We start from the raw sequence: 16,214 nt of genomic DNA on the forward strand, positions 1-16,214 counted from the left end.
TCATATTCATCTTAGCGATTCTAGCGGTTTTGGTTAACTCTCACCCATATAATGTATTAAATCTTAATTTTTCTAAATCTTCATCGGTATTAATTATATTATTTTCTTTGATATAATTAAAAGCTTCAGTTAAGAACCCACCGGTACCGAAAAAGGATCATAAATTGTTTCTTTAAATTTAGGATCAACCAAATTAATAATGGTTTTAACGATATTTCTCGGTGTAAAATATTCGCCTAAATCATTTTTCCGTTGATGTAGTTTTTTCTAAGAAATACTCGAATACGTCGCCTTTTATATCTGTATCTATCGTAGATAAAATAAGAGGATCAATTGCATCGATAATGTGGCGGAGAGTAATGTAATTGCCTAGAGAAATAGGCGTAAAAAACATCACCACCGTATTTATTCTTAATTTGTTCTATAACATAGCTATTAATGTAACCGATAATATCATCGTTTGATTATGCTTTGATATTATTCCACCAGGATTTTTCGTTGTTTTCACTTAATAATTTTAAGAATAATATATTTGCAAATTCGCTAAATCTTTCTATTTCTGCTCGGAGCCCTTCATTTCTTAAAAGATTATTCAAGTTTTTAAATATCGATATTAATTCTTCACGTGATACTTTAATTTCTTTCGGTATAGTCCAAACTTCATTACTGCTTGCTTCTAAAAAAGCAGATAATAATTCTTTTTCATGTAGTAATTCCCTTACTTCATCACCGATTTAATATAAGCTCTTTATTATTAGCAACAAAACGAGCTTCGCAGTAAGCTCCATTCATTGCGAACACTATAGGTACATAAAGCAATTTTGCATATTCCGTTGCTTGATCTAAAGCTTGCCTTAAATCCACTCCTGCTTTTTTGCTTCTATTATTGCAATAGGTTTATCATTATTACTTTCATATAAGATATGATCAGGTCTTTTTCCGTTTAATCTTGTCTGTTCTGTTTTTGATTTTGGTTTTTGGAAATAAACATTCTTTTTAGTATCATTATCTATATGCCATCCCTTATTTACAAGGTTATTGCTGATAATCCATTCGGTTTGCTGTTCTGCTAACATAAGAATTGCTTAGATATTTTTTTGTAATTAATAATTATATCTTCTTACACTTATTATACAAGCTTATAAAAGTACAAAAAACAACTTTTATAGAGTTAGTTAATGACGGTCTCATGACTTTCTTCTTTTTATTAATAGGTTTAGAGATGAAATTTCACCTAGTAGAAGGTGAACATAAAAATAAAAAAACTAATATTACCTGCAGCGGCAGCCCTTGGAGGTGTGGTAATTCCTGTCTTAATATACATGTTTTTTAATTACGATAAACCGGGATTAATAAAAGGATGGGCTATTCCTATCGCAACTGATACTGCTTTTGTCCTTGGTATTTTATCTTTTTTCAGCCGACATATATCTTTAGAATTATGAGCTTTTATTATAGGTTTTTCATTAATTGACGATGCTTTTGTGTTAATTATACTAGCTTTGTTTTATACTAAAACAATCAATACTCCGGCATTATTAATTTCCTCTATAATTATATTCATCTTGTTTATATTGAATTATCGACAAGTTAAACATTGTAGGTTTATTATTATGGATTAGTATGGTGGAGTCAGGTATTCACGATACCTTATGCAGAGCCATTATAGCACTTTTTATACCTGTTAATATAAAAGGAGAATTTAACACTTCTTTTAAAAAACTTGAAAACTTAACTCGTCCTTTTGTAAATTACTTTATTTTACCGCTTTTTGTATTTATGAATTCCGGTATCCTTTTAGAATATTTTGCATTTAAAGGCATTTGTTCCAACTCAATACTTGCTTTAATTTATGGGATAATATTTGGTTTATTTGTAGGTAAGCAATTAGGTATTATGCTATTTTCATATCCATTTGTAAAATTTAAACTCTGTAATTTACCAAGTGATACTTCATGGTTAAAATTTTATTCTATAGCTATACTTGGAGGGATTGGATTTACCCTAAGTTTATTTATAGGTAGTATTTTACGTTTGAGAGCAGCTGCCCTTCAAACTCTATGAGAGCTGCAGTAATAATAGGCTCTTTAATTTCTGCATTATTTGGCGTAGCCGTTCTAAAATATTGTACTGGAAAAGAGTAAAGAAGCAAATTAAACGAGTATACTCATTAAATAACGATGATAGGATTTTAATAACACATCATATTTTTGTTTGGAAAAAACAGGATATGGTACTATATAGATATTATTAGAAGAAGGAATCGCTTTTTCAAGCTTATTTAGCATAAAAGGCATATTATAATTATGCTCTACTAAAATTATTGAAGTAAGATTGTAAGTTACAATAAAATCAACCACTTTCTTAATATTATCTTCTTCAGACATTATTTTATTCGGAGCAAATATTACCTGCTGTTCTATAACATTACGTTCCTTTAACAAAATTTTTAATTGCTCTGTAGATTCTATACCAGTAATAAATAATATAGGTGCATAACCTGCCTTAAGCCAAGCAATACCGGTTTCAATTTTATGTCCTCCTCCTGCAAATACTATTATTGCATTAGTGGTATTACTATTAAGCTTATAAGAATTTATTAAATATAAATAATAACCAAAACCACCGACCCAAAGAGCAAAAATTGTGAGTAAAAATTTTCTGATCATTTAAATATTTTATTAAATTCAGTTTGAATAATTTTATCAAATTCAGACATTTCAACATGAATCCCTAACTGATTTAAAGATGTTACTAAAGAATTTTCAAGTCCACAAGGAATAATCCCACTAAACTTACTTAAATCTGTTGAAATATTTATAGCTACACCGTGATATGTAACCCATTTTCTTACTCTAACACCTATTGCAGCAATTTTAGCAAATTCATCTTTCCTTACTTTTACCCAAATTCCTACTTTATCTTTAATAATATATGCTTTAATTCCAAAATAATTTAAGCTATTTATAATCCATTCTTCAAGCATTTTTATATATAGCTTTAAATCTTTGTGTCGATTTGGTGAAGCTAAATTAAGAATTGGATAAATAACACGCTGACCCGGTCCATGAAAAGTAAATTTACCGCCACGTCCTGTGTAAATTACCGGAATATCACCGTAATTTAATAATTCTTCTTGTTTATAATTAGTACCGGCTGTATATACTTCCGAATGTTCAACTAAATAAATAATTTCCGGCTCATGATCACTAATTACTTTGTTAACGTAATCTTCCATTAATTTCAAAGTAACTTGATAATCCGCAAAATCCGGTATAGTTATAAATCTTATCATATTAATTCAGATTTATATTTTAATATTAATGCATCTAAAATTGCTATGGTTTCAGCATCCAAATCGCCAGAAAAATTACTAGGACGAAAATGCATTTGAAACGAAATTATAATATCTTTCATTTTAGAGTCTAAAATTTCGGTAACTTCAAGTTTATAACCGTATGTAATAAATTTTTGCTGAATTGCTGCAATATCGGTTATGTCGACTTGCGGCAATAGATCGTTAAACACCTGTTTATCATACCAAGCTCCAATATCGTTATCATATAATAGTTTCCAAGGAAATAGCGGGCCAGGGTCCTGTTTTCTACCTGGAGCAATATCAGAATGCCCAACTACTCTAGTAGGTTTAATATCATATCTAACAATAATCTGTTTACACAAACTTATAACACTATTAATTTGCCTTTCCGAATAGGGTAGCCAAACTATATCATTGTTTTTTGCATTTACTTCAAAAGCAGGATTTACGATTTCAATACCGATTGATGTATCATTAATACGCTCATGACCTTGCCAGTAACTTACTCCAGCATGCCATGCTCTATCACGCTCTTCTACTAATTGAAATATATGTTCAGGGTTTTCATTGTTTATTAAATAATGGCTACTTAACTTTTCACCGGTTAGAAAATCTAAAGACTGCTTAAAATCACACTGTGTATAATGTAGCACTAGGAATTTAATACGTTTATCAAATCCCACAGCTCTATAAGATGTTTTATCGATTACTATCATATATAAAAATTTTAAAGGATGTCACTATTGCATGTTTTTTTCTATATAATTCTTGTGAAAGCTTGCTTGCATGGATCGGTAAATCGTCATTGCGAGAAGAATTACACAGTAATTCGACGAAGCAATCTCAGGAAGTGTGTTATTATTTCACGAGATTGCCACGCAGCCTACGGCTGCTCGCAATGACGATTTGGTATCTATATAAAGATAGTCCCAGTATGACAAGAAAAATTTTGATGGTGCCGGATATCGGATTTGAACTGATGACCTACCGCTTACAAGGCGGTTGCTCTACCACTGAGCTAATCCGGCATATTAATATGATTATAGAGAAGAGATATGTGCTGTCATACCCGTGGCTTGACCACAATATCTAGAAAAATAACTTGTAATAGTCAAATTTACTAAATCCCGCAATCAAATAGCGGGAGATGACAGGGGCTGAATTGATCCACAAAGTCAATGCCTGCTCGCAATGACGAAAATACACTATAAACTAAGCTTCTTTAGCTTCCTTTTTACTTAGTCTAGCTTTGCGGTTTTTTGCTTTCACTTCCATTTCCTTTTTAACTTTCTCAGGAAGAGTAACACCCGCTTGCTCAATAAATTTTGCGACTCGCTCAGTTGGTTTAGCACCGGTGCCAAGCCAATATTCTATACGATCTTTTTTTAAAACAACACGCTCACTATTATCTGAAGCAAGCATTGGATCATAAGTTCCGACTTTTTCTAAAAAGTCACCGTCACGAGGTGCTGTTGCGTTAGCTACTACTACACGGTAAAAAGGACGCTTTTTAGCACCACCTCTAGCTAAACGAATTTTTACTGCCATATTATATTACTTACAATTATTTTATTTTTTCTTCTTTAAAAAGAACATGTTTTCTAACTACTTTATCATACTTACGAAAAGAAAGCTTCTCGGTTTGGGTCTTCGGATTACGTTTCTTTACCCAAAAAACACCTGTGCCGGCAGTACTTACTAGCCTTACCAAAACATTTTTATTTTTCTTTGCCATTAGCTGACACCTTAAATCAAGATATTATTTTATTATTCTAAGAAAAGCAGAATAAAACGAAATTGAAAAATAGTCAAGTAAAAACTAGGCATTGCAAAATAAAGAGAGATAAGTCATTGCGAGCGACTAATAAGGAGCGTGGCAATCTAGTTTTAATTTCCCGAGATTGCCGCACTCCTTGCAGTCGTTCGCAATGACGCCAATTTTTCAAATTAAACGAGTTACCGTCCAAATAAGCGTTCGATATCCTTAAGCTTCAACTCAATATAAGTAGGTCTGCCGTGATTACATTGACCTGAAAGCGGCGTATTTTCCATTTGACGCAGTAAGGCATTCATTTCATCTGCCGATAATTTTCGTCCTGCTCTAATAGAGTAATGACAGGCATAAGTTTCCGTTACATGCTCAATTAACTCTGTCAAAGCTATATTCTTGCCAAAATCCGATAAATGATCGGCGAGATCCTGAATTAACTTTTGTACGTTTACATCTCCAAGGATATTTGGAATTTCAGTTACTATAATAGATTTTTCGCCGAATTTTTCTAGAGTTAAACCAAGTTTATATAGTTTTTCTCTATGGTCATATAAACAATCTGCTTTTTTTTCATTTGGCAGTTCTACTATCTCAGGGATAAGCAAACGCTGTTTGATTAACTCTTCCGTTTTAAGGTAATCTTTTATTTTTTCATACCCTAAACGTTCGTGTGCTGCATGTTGGTCGGTAATCACTATACTATCTTCGGTTTGTGAAATAATATAAGTCGTATGAAGTTGTGCTTTAGCTGCCCCAAGTTTATATTGTTTACGGGTTTGCTGTTCATGTTCTATACGATTTTCTACTTCTTGTTCTATTTTAGCATGTGATAATGTATCGATTAATTTTTGACAAACATGATTTTGAGGAACTGTATTAAGTGTAGAATGAGTAGTAGGTCTATAATCTGCCGATTTACTATTAACATTTATAACTTTACTTACTGGCGATTGTTTGTTAACTAAAGGATTTTTAAATAACTCAAGAGCATCAGAGGCGATAGTAGTAGAAGTAACATGGCTTTTATTTGTTAAAGCATTTTTAATTGCTTCTATTAATAAGTTTCGCACATAATTCGGGTCATGAAACCTAACCTCTGCTTTTGCCGGATGTACGTTAACGTCAACAAGTTGCGGATCGATTTGTAAGAATATAGCACATATCGGATAACGATCACGAGCTAAATAATCTTGATATGCTACCCTTAAAGCTACCTGTAATAATTTATCTTTTACTGGTCTATTATTAATAAATAAAAACTGATCTTCACTTGAAGCTCTATTATATGTCGGGCTACTAGTATAGCCGCAAATAGAGAAATCAGGTGTTTTGAATTCTATATAAGCGGCGTTTTTTATAAAATCATCACCTATTACATCAATTATACGCTGTTTTAGGTTAGTTTCAGCATCTTTATTTTGTCCCTTTAGTTTTAATAAATTCTTGCCGTCATGTGTTAAACTAAAAGAAATTTTAGGATGTGCTAGAGCGATTTTCTTAACCACATCTACAGTTGCTGCAAGCTCTGTTTTATCGGCTCTAAGAAATTTTAAACGTGCAGGTGTTGCAAAAAATAAATCACGTATCTCTATTTTAGTACCTTCATTATGAACAGAAATAGTAACTTGTTTTTCATTGCCGCCGATTAACTTAATCTGAAATGCTTTGTCGGCATCTCGTTTTTTAGAAGTAATTAGCATTTTGCTAATAGCAGCAATAGACGGCAGTGCTTCACCCCTAAAACCAAAAGTATTAATATTTAGAAAATCGCTTTCATCAAACTTAGAAGTTGTATGACGTTCAACAGCAATTTCTAATTCCTTATCAGTCATACCGATACCGTCATCGGAAATAATGATTAGATTTTTACCGGCACGTTCTAAAATAATATCTATTTTAGTACTACTTGCATCAACAGCATTTTCAACTAATTCCTTTACTACCGATGCGGGCCTTTCTATAACCTCACCGGCAGCAATTCGGTTGATAGTACTTTCTGACAGAAATTTTATAGTCATTTTGTTACTAGTTTAAATTTCTTACTACAATATGGGCAGATAACTTCTTTTTTTTTTTTATCTATCTCTAAATAAACTTTCGGATGGTCATATGGAGGTTCTTTGCCCTGGCAAGATACAGATGCATCAACGCTATTAACAATTTCCATAGATTTATACATTATTTCTTTAAGTGTAATCTAATATAAGTTACTTTTAAATAAAAGACAAATATTACTTGATTACATATGTCATCCCGTAACTTTTGATCAGCTTTGTTGCATGGTTCTAATTTTCTTGTCATTGCGAGGAAATTACGTAAGTAATTGACGAAGCAATCTAGTGCCAAAGTTCTGAGATTGCCACGCAGCCTATGGCTCTGCTCGCAATGACGATTTAGCTGGCTGGTACAAGCCACGGTATGACAGTACATATTTTATAAGGAGATAAAATGAAAGACAAAGTAGCAGTTATTACCGGTTCTACTAACGGTATCGGGCTTGAGATAGCAAAACATTTTGCAAAAACGGTTTTGCAAAAGAAGAAGAATCAGCGTTAAGGGATGTAATCCTTAAATCTCAAGCTACGAAAAAATTTGTAGAAGCTGATGAAATAGCAAACTTAGTAATATTCTTATGTGACAAAAAAGCATCATCAATAACAGGTAGTGGACTCTTGATAGATGGCGGCTGGATGGCACAGTAGTTTTTAATTCTTAATATTTGTTATTTATTGAGAAATAACTAACAATAAAAACTTCTTGCAAAAATTTAATTTACTCCTTTACATTTGAAATAAACCACAATTTATTCAAGGAGGAATTTATGCCAGAAAAAAACATCTACATTTTCAAACTGAAGAAACTGACTTAAATAGAGTAAAATGCCAAATTAATTCATTTTAAAGATGAACTGGGCAGCCCCATAGATGGGCAATTAGTTATAGGAGAAGTTGAAGAAGTAAAAGAAAAAGAATTTTCTAGACCCGTAGAAGTTGAGGTAAAGCGTAATTTGGGTAAGTTTAAAAAAGCTCTAGCCTATCTTGGAATTATTAAAAATACGAAAAAAGTAGTAAGCAAAGAAGAGAAAATTATAGGCACCCATGAATTAGGCAATTTTACTAATGATAAGAATTCTATAGAGAACTTTTTAAACAACCTAGATTTCCATGAAGAAAAACTTTACGCATATGATCTTAGTGGTACAAAAGTTGGAGAAGTAGGTGATTTTGGTAAAGATGGTAAATTCTTAGATTTAGAAGGTAAAGCTTTACAAAATCAAAATCAGTTTATACAAAAAGGTAGCGGAGTTTACCATTTAAGTATTGCTACAAACGTAAAATATTTTGATAAAGATTTGAAAGTATTAAGCTTCAAAAGGTGTTACGAATATTAACACAAAGCCCGTAAAAAGTGCTCTTAAAGGTAGCAGAGAAGCTGCAAAAATAGGAAAAAAACTACGAAAACAACAAGAAGAACAGAAATTTGCAGGAATTAAAAAGCCAAAAGGAGCTAAACTTACAAAAGTAGGAATTCCGGTACCACTAGAGGATAACTAGGTTATAAGTGCTTGACCATTATAACGTGTATATTATAATAATTATGACCAAATTAATATGTACGTTATAATAGTCATAATAAATTATGACTATTATTTAGCCTTTTGCATGTCTAATGCTTGTATTTGAGCTTGTGTCTCAAAGTCATTTGGCTCTAATTCTAATGCTTTGTTGTATGATTCAAGAGATAAATCGTATTTGCCTAATTTTTCCAAAGTAAGGCCTTTATTAAGATGTCCTTTATAATCATTGATATTTAATTTAAGTGCTGCATCATTTTAATGCTAAATTATATTTTTTAAGAATTCCTAAAACTATTCCTTTATTCACGTAAGCTCTAAAATCATCAGGATTAAGCTGTATTGTTTTATTATACATTTTAACAGCTAAATCATATTTTTGAAGCCTACTCAAAATTGTTCCTATATTATAATATATGTCAGAATAATCTAAATCGTCATCATGCCTATATGTGAGTGCTCTATCATATGCCTCAAGAGCTACTTCGTAATTTCCAAGTTCATCGAATAATTTACTCTTATTAAAATAAGCATCGGAATAATTAGGATCAATTTCAATTGCTTTATTGTATGCTTCAAGTGCTAGTTCGTATTTTTCAAGCTTTCTTAATATTTCTGCTTTATTGTTATAAGCATAAGGATGACTTGGATCTACTTCGATTGCCTTATTATAAGCTTCTAAAGCTAAATCGTATTTTCCCAACTGAATTAATACCGCTCCTTTATTAAGATAAGCCTGAAAATGATTAGAGTTTAGTGCAATTGCTTTGTTATAAACTTCAAGGGCCAACTCATATTTTTCAGGAAATCTAAGTCCCAGTATTCTTAGTCTAAATCCATATCCAATATATGCATCATTCGGATTTTGTTTTATAGCTTTATCACATTCTGCTAATTCTTTTTCAAAATCATTTGCAACTGATTCAGGTTGTTTATTAAACAAGAACTTATAACCACAAAAACATATTACTATCACCACAAGAATTAAAATGCCGACAATTAAATATTATAAATTACACTTTATAAATTATGTAACTTGTCTATAATAACTAATTAGTAATTAAGTTATTTAAAGCTCGATGAATAATAGGTCTAAGTTCATTTTTTTATCTGCTATTTCAGGTAATGTACTCGAATATTATGACTTTACGGTATATTCAGTTTTTTCGCTGATTATTGGACAAGTTTTTTTTCCAGGCGAATCAGAATTCATTAGAATTCTTCTAAGCCTTGGAGTATTTGCGGTTGGCTTTCTGACAAGACCGATAGGAGGCATATTATTCGGTTATATCGGTGATAGATATGGTAGACGTATCGCTTTAATAATCTCGATGCTAGGTATGACTATTCCGACCTTTATTATGGGTCTCATACCCTCATATGCAAGTATTGGGATTTATGCCCCTATAACTCTAGTTATAATGCGGCTTATTCAAGGTTTATGTATTAGCGGTGAAGGAACGGGAGCAGCTATTTTTATCCTTGAACATCGTCAAAATTTAAGACCGGGTTTTACGGCAGGTTTAGTACATGGTTCAAATATCGCCGGTACCTTAATTGCAACATTTATCGGTATTATAATAGAACGTTATTTCTCTCATATAGATTTTGCTTGGCGTTTTGCTTTTCTGCTTGGCGGATTTATGGGTCTTGCAGGATTTTACTTGCGATTGCGCGTATCGGAAACACCGATTTTTAAAATGCTTGAGAAAAAGAAACAAGTTCTTAAAGCACCTTTTTCCAATGTAATTAGAACTGCTTGGAGATCGATGTTTTTAACTATGTGTATAGGTGCTATCGCTAGCAGCGTTATGTATTTAGTAAAAACATATATAAATGTTTTCTATTATAATGTAATGCATCTTAGTAATACTATTGCTTTATCATATTTAGCGTATAGTTCGTTTATTGCGATGATAGCGATGCCGCTTGCCGGCGGTACTGCCGATATTATCGGAAAATTTAAAATGGCAATGCTTGTTGGTGTTGCTATCTTGATATTGATTTTACCGACCATGTTACTTATGTCGACAGAAGAGATGTGGCAACAAATTATAGCTCTTACAATGCTTGGTATGCTCGCAGGAAGCATAGCAGGTACAGCTTATATACTCGTTATATCCTTGTTTACAGCAGAACAAAGATTTACCGGTGTTGCTTTCAGCTACAATTTTGCAATAGCGATATTCGGCGGAACTTCACCTATTATTTCTCGTTGGCTTGTAGAGCGCACAGGCTTATTTTATGCTCCGGCTTTTTATATTATGATCATTGCTGCCGTATTTTTAGTGATTATGTATATGATGAGGAAAGTAATTAAATCGTTGCTTAATAATTATGAACATAGAAAATAAAGAAATAACAAGTAGTTGGTTTACTAATTTACGTGATTTATTGTGCAAAGAATTTGAAAAAATCGAAGAAGAATATGCACAAACCAAAGGTTTAAAACCTGCTAAGTTTGTACGCTCAAGCTGGCAACGTAACGGCGGCGGTGGCGGTGTCATGTCTCTCATGAAAGGAGCAGTATTTGAAAAAGTCGGGGTTAATATATCTACCGTATTTGGTAAAATTTCTCCCGAATTCCGCAACGAAATTCCAGGAGCAGAGCTAGACGGGAAATTCTTTGCAACAGGCATTTCATTAGTCGCACATCTTAAATCGCCGCTAATTCCCGCTATGCATTTTAATACTCGTTATATAGAAACTTCTAAAAGTTGGTTTGGCGGCGGTGGCGATTTAACACCTTTTTATCCGGAAAAAAACGAAACTGTAAAGTTTCATGCAGCTTTTAAAGAAGCATGCGATAAGTATGATTCTAGCTATTATCCTAAATTCAAAAAGCAATGTGATGAATATTTTTATCTAAAGCATCGAAAAGAGCCGAGAGGAGTAGGCGGAATATTCTATGATTACTTAAATAACGGTAATTTTGAACAGGATTTTGCCTTTACACAGGACGTAGGTAAGGCTTTGTTGTCGGTATATCCTGAAATCGTTAGAAGTAAGTTATTTTTACCTTGGACAACTGAGCAGAAAGAATACCAGCTTATAAGGCGAGGTAGATATGTAGAATTTAATTTGCTATATGACCGCGGTACTAAATTCGGCTTAATGACCGATGGAAATGTCGAAGCAATATTAATGTCATTGCCACCTGAAGTAAAGTTTAATTGACTTTTTTAAAATCATAACCGGAATGGCAAAATGCCATTTCGGTGTGTTGAAACTTCTGTCAAAAGTGAGAGTATTTTCCACAAAACCAATGCAATCCTTGGTTTATAGTGAAATGCATTGAATTAGGTGACATTTTTTAATTTTTAAATAATATATCTCATATCGTAAATGGGTTGGCATTCGCTATATCCTTAAAAAAATAAAATATTTCTTATAAATATCACCTAATTCAATGCATTTCACTATAACAAAATTTTTTACTTTGTAAGTTTAGGCGGTAAATAATGTTCTGTTGAGATTACTTTTTTACCAGTTTTATTTTCCAAGGCCGTTTTAGCGTTTTTAGCTATACTTCCTCCTATTTTACCTGCAACCTTATTTTCTTCCATTCCTGTTGCATTATTAGTTTCTACTACCTGACGAGTAGATAATTCAGCAAGAGCAGTAAAAATTAATTCTGCTTCATTCATGTGATCACGTAAATTTTGATTTGTTAAGCCCTTTATATTTTTGTGTTCTTTAAGTTATACCAGCCCATTCTTGATGAATAATATTAGTTAATATAGCAAATTCATTCTCTTTTGTTACTTCATGGTTTTTCCAGTAATCAGTTAATTTATTTCGTGTTTCCTGCCCCATCATACGTTGTTGAATCCATTTCTCGCTACGACCGTGTCGTTTCCAATTATCCCTTGCTCTATCAATTGACTTTTCCGGATCAGAAATTTCTTGAATCCTCTCATAACCGACTTTAGCAAGCCATTGTTTAAATGGTTCTGCCTTTGGAGACGGAATAGATTGTATAATACGAAGTAATGACTCTGTATTTGCACAGTCTGTTATATATTTTTTTCCATCTGTGGCAGTTAATTTTAGTCCGTGACAGTTTGTCATGACCTCACTTTTTTCTTCGTTTAACCTTTGTTTTAGTTTTCTTCAATAAGCTCCAGGGTCACTACTATCAGTCAATGCTCCTACTACGTCGACTACTGAAAACCACCATTTGTTATTATGCAAAATTCTTCTAATGGTTTTATCTTTAAAGATTACTAACTTATTAAGTTTATCGCTATTATTCATAATGTTCCATATTATTTTTTATGAATTATAGATATTCTAAATAAATTTTACAACTTACATTAGAAATAAAAAATCTTTTAGCTAAATAAACTATTAGTTTAAAATAAGTTATAGATTGACTTTTAAAGGAAGTTAGGTATAAGCTTTAACTGAAATAGTAAAACACTATTTCGGGGTTTAGCAATCTCTACCAAAAGTCAGCTATAATAGGAATGTCCAGAGCTTAAAAGCAATGCTTTAGTTTAATTAATCGGGAGTAACTACATATCCAACCAAACTAACAAGAGCCTACCTGAACTCGTAGCAGAGTTTACTTCAAAAGAAAATATTGACGAAACACAATCTTAGAAGTTTGTTATTATTTCCTGCTCGCAATGACGATATATCTTTAACAATCCCTTTTCAAATAACAAAGAGTATACTAGTCAAATGGTTTCACTATAACCATAATCACTGCAACAATCATGCAAATAGCCGGAATCTCATTAACTATGCGATAAAATTTTTCTGAATGGACATTCTTACCATTTGCAAAATCTTTTCGCCATCTTGCAAGTAAACCGTGAAATATCACTAAAACTAATACTGCAAACATTTTAATGTGAAACCAAGTATCAAGAGCAACAAACCCGTAAATATGAGCATTTATTAAACCAAAAATAAATGTGCTAATCATTGCTGGATTCATAATGAATCTGAGTAATTTTAGCTCCATTACTTGTAAAGTACTATCTAGCTCACTACCTATTTTAGCTTTGATATGATAAACATATATTCTAGGTAAATAAAGAAGCCCTGCCATCCAACATATAGCAGATATCAGATGGACTGACTTAAACCATAGATAGTAACTTGCCATTCTTTTCCTTATTAACTTGTTAATTTACACAAACATTTAGTAAATTCGTTTGGACATATTCTTGTACTAGAGCTACTCATAACTAAATTAGTATCAACCTTATTAATAAATCGTAGCAATATATATTTGTCAAACTATTAATAAAAATTTTATTTGTTCCAAGTGTCGGAATTCGGGTATATTGAATTTCATATTTATCTGCGATTAATTTATATTCAATATCAAGCTCTACTAGTGTTTCAACATGCTCGGATACAAAGGATATAGGTACGATAATTATGTCTTTTTTTAACTTTCCTGCTAGCTCTATTTCGTCTTCCGTATTCGGTTTTAACCACTCTATAGGTCCTACTCTACTTTGATAAGTTATCTTATAATCTAGATCTTTTATATTTAATTCTTTAACTATTGCTTGTACTGTTTCTTTTATCTGAAAACTATAAGGATCGCCTGCTTTTATTATTTTTTCGGGTAACCCGTGAGCAGAAAATAATATACGAAAATTTTTATCGTATAGTTTTTCTTTAATTAATGAAACATGGGCTTTTATAAAATCTTTTTCTAGAGGATAACAGCAAATTGTTTTAATTGGAATATCAATATCAAGGTTTTGTAAAAAATTTTTAACCGATGATCCTGTCGTAGTACTTGAAAATTGAGAATATAGAGGCAATAATATTATTTCGCTTGGATTATATTTTTTTATTTGACCTATTACTTCTTTAGCAAACGGTGCTGAATACCTCATATTTATAAAAATAGCAAAATCTTCTTTTATAAGTTGCTTTAGCTTTTCGGTTAGTGCTAATTTCTGCTCCTCTGTTTCCTGAAGTAAAGAAGATTTACCACCGATTAAAGAATAAATTTTTTGAGATTTTTTCTCTCTAGTAATAGAAATTATTTTAGCGATAATATAACGCAAAGGATTTGGTAGATTAATTATAGCTTTGTCATAGAATAGATTAAATAGAAAAGGCTTCACTGATTTAAGGTTTTTTGGACCGCCTAAATTAAAAAGTACTATTGCTATTCTTTTCTTCATATAACCTAACATATTCTGTCAAAAATTCTACATTTTCCGTAGGTGTTTCAGGCAAAATACCATGTCCTAAATTAAAGATAAAATTCTTTCCTTTCATTGTCTGAAGAATTTTATAAGTTTTTTCTTTAATAATTTCTTTATTAGTTAATAATACAACCGGATCTAAATTACCTTGTACTATTACTTTATCACTCCACTCTTTCATTTTTTCAAGAGGGACCATTTGATCTACGGCTAAAACATCTATCGGTACTTCTTTTATAAATTTTTCGTACAATAATCCTGCTCCTTTAGGAAAAGCAATTATAGGAGTTTTTGGAAAAACTTCTTTTACTTTTAGTATAATCTTTTTTGTCGGCTCTATTACAAATTCAGTAAATTCCTCTTCTGCAAGTACTCCTGACCATGAATCAAAAAGCTTTAAAACATCTGCTCCAGATTTTGCTTGATTTATAAGATGATCAGCTGTTTTTTCCGTAATAAAATTTAATAATTCTTCAGCAAGTATTTTATTTTCATATATGAATTTTTTGCTCGTTTTAAAATCCTGTTTTCCTTTTCCTTCTAGCATGTAACTCATCACTGTCCAAGGACTACCTGCAAATCCTATTAAAGAAATGGGGGATGGTAATTCTTTTTTTACTTTTTTTATTATTTCATAAACCTTTTCTAATTTATAATTCGGATTGATTTGCAGATATTTAAAATCTTCTTGTGATTTGAATTGCTTTAATATAGGCCCTATATTTTCTTTAAAATCCACTTCCCATCCAAGAGCATGAGGTAAAACTAATATATCGGAAAAAATAATAGCTGCATCAAATCCATAACGTTTTATCGGTTGTAAGGTTACTTCTGTTGCTTTGCTAACATCATAACAAAAATCTAGAAAATTTTTTGTTGTTTCTCTTACTTTTTTATATTCCGGCAAATATCTACCTGCTTGACGCATAAACCAAATAGGTACTTTATTATTATTTCCTTTTAACGGATTTATAATTTGCTACATGCTATTACTAAAAATATTAAAATAATAAATATACTTATTATTTGTTGTTTATGTAAATAGAATTATGTAGATTAAATGTTTTAAACAGATTTATCAACAAAATTTTCTTAAAAATATAGGTATTTTTAATTATTATTCACATAAGTTTGTAATGAATTTATACAAGTGGATAATTAAGTGTAAAATTCATTTATAGCTTAGAAAAGACTATTTTTTCAAAGAAAAATGATATTTATTCACAATTTTATCCACAAACTATTTATTTAAAAGAAAATACACTAGATTTACTTGATTTAATAAGGATTTGAGGAAATTTTTAATAGGTTTTAATAGGAAAAATAATAAGTTATTAAAAAATTTATCCACAATTACATGTGTAAAGT

The 16,214-nt window shown here is 31.4% G+C and carries 20 protein-coding genes, 1 tRNA gene and 3 pseudogenes; 6 read left to right on the top strand and 18 right to left on the bottom strand.

Translation table 11 applies throughout. The features are described from left to right. Window positions 1–129: 129 nt before the first annotated feature. Window positions 130–213, bottom strand: a complete 84-nt coding sequence (locus tag RSL_RS10960; protein ID WP_080582477.1) for a hypothetical protein — start codon at window positions 211–213, stop codon at window positions 130–132. Window positions 214–498: 285 nt separating this feature from the next. Here RSL_RS10960 and RSL_RS09415 point away from each other — a divergent pair, with 285 nt between their 5' ends. After that, window positions 499–738: a hypothetical protein gene (locus RSL_RS09415; protein WP_014419975.1), complete on the top strand. Its 240-nt coding sequence runs from the start codon at window positions 499–501 to the stop codon at window positions 736–738. Between the two features lie 116 nt (window positions 739–854). On the opposite strand, the gene RSL_RS09425 is transcribed toward RSL_RS09415, so the two are convergent. Beyond that, complete coding sequence (locus RSL_RS09425) at window positions 855–1,076, bottom strand: hypothetical protein (RefSeq protein ID WP_014273881.1); 222 nt, start codon at window positions 1,074–1,076, stop codon at window positions 855–857. Window positions 1,077–1,189: 113 nt separating this feature from the next. Between RSL_RS09425 and nhaA the strand changes: the two are divergent. Further along, window positions 1,190–2,064 (top strand): annotated as a pseudogene (nhaA, locus tag RSL_RS09060) (Na+/H+ antiporter NhaA). A gap of 89 nt (window positions 2,065–2,153) precedes the next feature. On the opposite strand, the gene RSL_RS06960 reads toward nhaA, so the two are convergent. From RSL_RS06960 to RSL_RS08405, 8 genes are all read right to left on the bottom strand, one after another. Beyond that, window positions 2,154–2,669 (bottom strand): YdcF family protein, encoded by a 516-nt coding sequence (locus RSL_RS06960; RefSeq protein WP_010977909.1) that lies wholly within the window; start codon window positions 2,667–2,669, stop codon window positions 2,154–2,156. Beyond that, window positions 2,666–3,295, bottom strand: coding sequence for a lipoyl(octanoyl) transferase LipB (gene lipB, locus RSL_RS06965; RefSeq protein ID WP_014273882.1), 630 nt, complete (start codon window positions 3,293–3,295; stop codon window positions 2,666–2,668). The genes RSL_RS06960 and lipB overlap by 4 nt, the downstream gene beginning before the upstream one ends. Then, a complete protein-coding gene (locus tag RSL_RS06970; protein WP_014273883.1) occupies window positions 3,292–4,035 on the bottom strand; it encodes an N-acetylmuramoyl-L-alanine amidase in 744 nt (247 codons plus the stop codon). The genes lipB and RSL_RS06970 overlap by 4 nt, the downstream gene beginning before the upstream one ends. A gap of 237 nt (window positions 4,036–4,272) precedes the next feature. Then, window positions 4,273–4,347, bottom strand: a tRNA-Thr gene (locus RSL_RS06975). 184 nt (window positions 4,348–4,531) lie between these two features. Beyond that, window positions 4,532–4,867 carry a 30S ribosomal protein S16 gene (gene rpsP / locus RSL_RS06980; RefSeq protein ID WP_004997078.1) on the bottom strand — a complete coding sequence of 112 codons (336 nt, stop codon included), beginning with the start codon at window positions 4,865–4,867 and terminating at the stop codon, window positions 4,532–4,534. A 16-nt stretch (window positions 4,868–4,883) separates the two neighbouring features. Then, on the bottom strand, window positions 4,884–5,054 hold the full coding sequence (gene rpmG, locus RSL_RS06985; RefSeq protein WP_004997072.1) for a 50S ribosomal protein L33: 171 nt from the start codon (window positions 5,052–5,054) through the stop codon (window positions 4,884–4,886). A 221-nt stretch (window positions 5,055–5,275) separates the two neighbouring features. Continuing rightward, the gene (gene mutL, locus RSL_RS06990; protein ID WP_014273885.1) at window positions 5,276–7,108 is read right to left on the bottom strand and encodes a DNA mismatch repair endonuclease MutL; all 1,833 of its coding nucleotides are present in this window, start codon (window positions 7,106–7,108) and stop codon (window positions 5,276–5,278) included. Continuing rightward, complete coding sequence (locus RSL_RS08405; protein WP_010977913.1) at window positions 7,105–7,269, bottom strand: zinc-finger domain-containing protein; 165 nt, start codon at window positions 7,267–7,269, stop codon at window positions 7,105–7,107. Before RSL_RS08405 ends, mutL begins: the two co-directional genes overlap by 4 nt. A gap of 361 nt (window positions 7,270–7,630) precedes the next feature. On the opposite strand from RSL_RS08405, the pseudogene RSL_RS08410 reads away from it, so the two are divergent. Both RSL_RS08410 and RSL_RS06995 read left to right on the top strand, forming a co-directional pair. Next, window positions 7,631–7,792, top strand: a pseudogene (locus RSL_RS08410) (SDR family oxidoreductase); the annotation flags it as partial. Window positions 7,793–8,097: 305 nt separating this feature from the next. Beyond that, window positions 8,098–8,481, top strand: a complete 384-nt coding sequence (locus RSL_RS06995; protein ID WP_014273886.1) for a hypothetical protein — start codon at window positions 8,098–8,100, stop codon at window positions 8,479–8,481. A gap of 255 nt (window positions 8,482–8,736) precedes the next feature. Here RSL_RS06995 and RSL_RS08415 read toward each other — a convergent pair whose 3' ends face one another. Further along, window positions 8,737–8,859 (bottom strand): tetratricopeptide repeat protein, encoded by a 123-nt coding sequence (locus RSL_RS08415; protein ID WP_014273887.1) that lies wholly within the window; start codon window positions 8,857–8,859, stop codon window positions 8,737–8,739. A 58-nt stretch (window positions 8,860–8,917) separates the two neighbouring features. Continuing rightward, a complete protein-coding gene (locus RSL_RS07000) occupies window positions 8,918–9,607 on the bottom strand; it encodes a tetratricopeptide repeat protein (protein WP_014273888.1) in 690 nt (229 codons plus the stop codon). 136 nt (window positions 9,608–9,743) lie between these two features. Between RSL_RS07000 and RSL_RS07005 the strand changes: the two genes are divergently transcribed. Both RSL_RS07005 and hemF read left to right on the top strand, forming a co-directional pair. Further along, window positions 9,744–11,018, top strand: coding sequence for an MFS transporter (locus RSL_RS07005; protein WP_014419981.1), 1,275 nt, complete (start codon window positions 9,744–9,746; stop codon window positions 11,016–11,018). Then, on the top strand, window positions 11,002–11,841 hold the full coding sequence (hemF, locus tag RSL_RS07010) for an oxygen-dependent coproporphyrinogen oxidase (RefSeq protein WP_014273890.1): 840 nt from the start codon (window positions 11,002–11,004) through the stop codon (window positions 11,839–11,841). Before RSL_RS07005 ends, hemF begins: the two co-directional genes overlap by 17 nt. Before the next feature lie 257 nt (window positions 11,842–12,098). On the opposite strand, the gene RSL_RS10330 is transcribed toward hemF, so the two are convergent. From RSL_RS10330 to hemE, 6 genes and pseudogenes are all read right to left on the bottom strand, one after another. Further along, entirely contained in the window at window positions 12,099–12,311 is a 213-nt protein-coding gene (locus tag RSL_RS10330) for a hypothetical protein (RefSeq protein ID WP_041472130.1), read from the bottom strand. 49 nt (window positions 12,312–12,360) lie between these two features. Then, window positions 12,361–12,735: a BRO family protein gene (locus RSL_RS10335; protein ID WP_041472131.1), complete on the bottom strand. Its 375-nt coding sequence runs from the start codon at window positions 12,733–12,735 to the stop codon at window positions 12,361–12,363. A 42-nt stretch (window positions 12,736–12,777) separates the two neighbouring features. After that, window positions 12,778–12,921, bottom strand: coding sequence for a BRO-N domain-containing protein (locus tag RSL_RS10340; RefSeq protein ID WP_016830581.1), 144 nt, complete (start codon window positions 12,919–12,921; stop codon window positions 12,778–12,780). Between the two features lie 421 nt (window positions 12,922–13,342). After that, window positions 13,343–13,780, bottom strand: coding sequence for a protoporphyrinogen oxidase HemJ (hemJ, locus tag RSL_RS07030; protein WP_004997032.1), 438 nt, complete (start codon window positions 13,778–13,780; stop codon window positions 13,343–13,345). Between the two features lie 11 nt (window positions 13,781–13,791). Continuing rightward, window positions 13,792–14,834, bottom strand: a pseudogene (hemH, locus tag RSL_RS07035) (ferrochelatase). Beyond that, complete coding sequence (gene hemE, locus RSL_RS07040) at window positions 14,791–15,774, bottom strand: uroporphyrinogen decarboxylase (protein ID WP_014273893.1); 984 nt, start codon at window positions 15,772–15,774, stop codon at window positions 14,791–14,793. Before hemE ends, hemH begins: the two are co-directional and overlap by 44 nt. Between the last annotated feature and the right edge of the window lie 440 nt (window positions 15,775–16,214).

This window comes from Rickettsia slovaca 13-B, assembly GCF_000237845.1.
Classification (GTDB): Bacteria; Pseudomonadota; Alphaproteobacteria; order Rickettsiales; family Rickettsiaceae; genus Rickettsia; species Rickettsia rickettsii.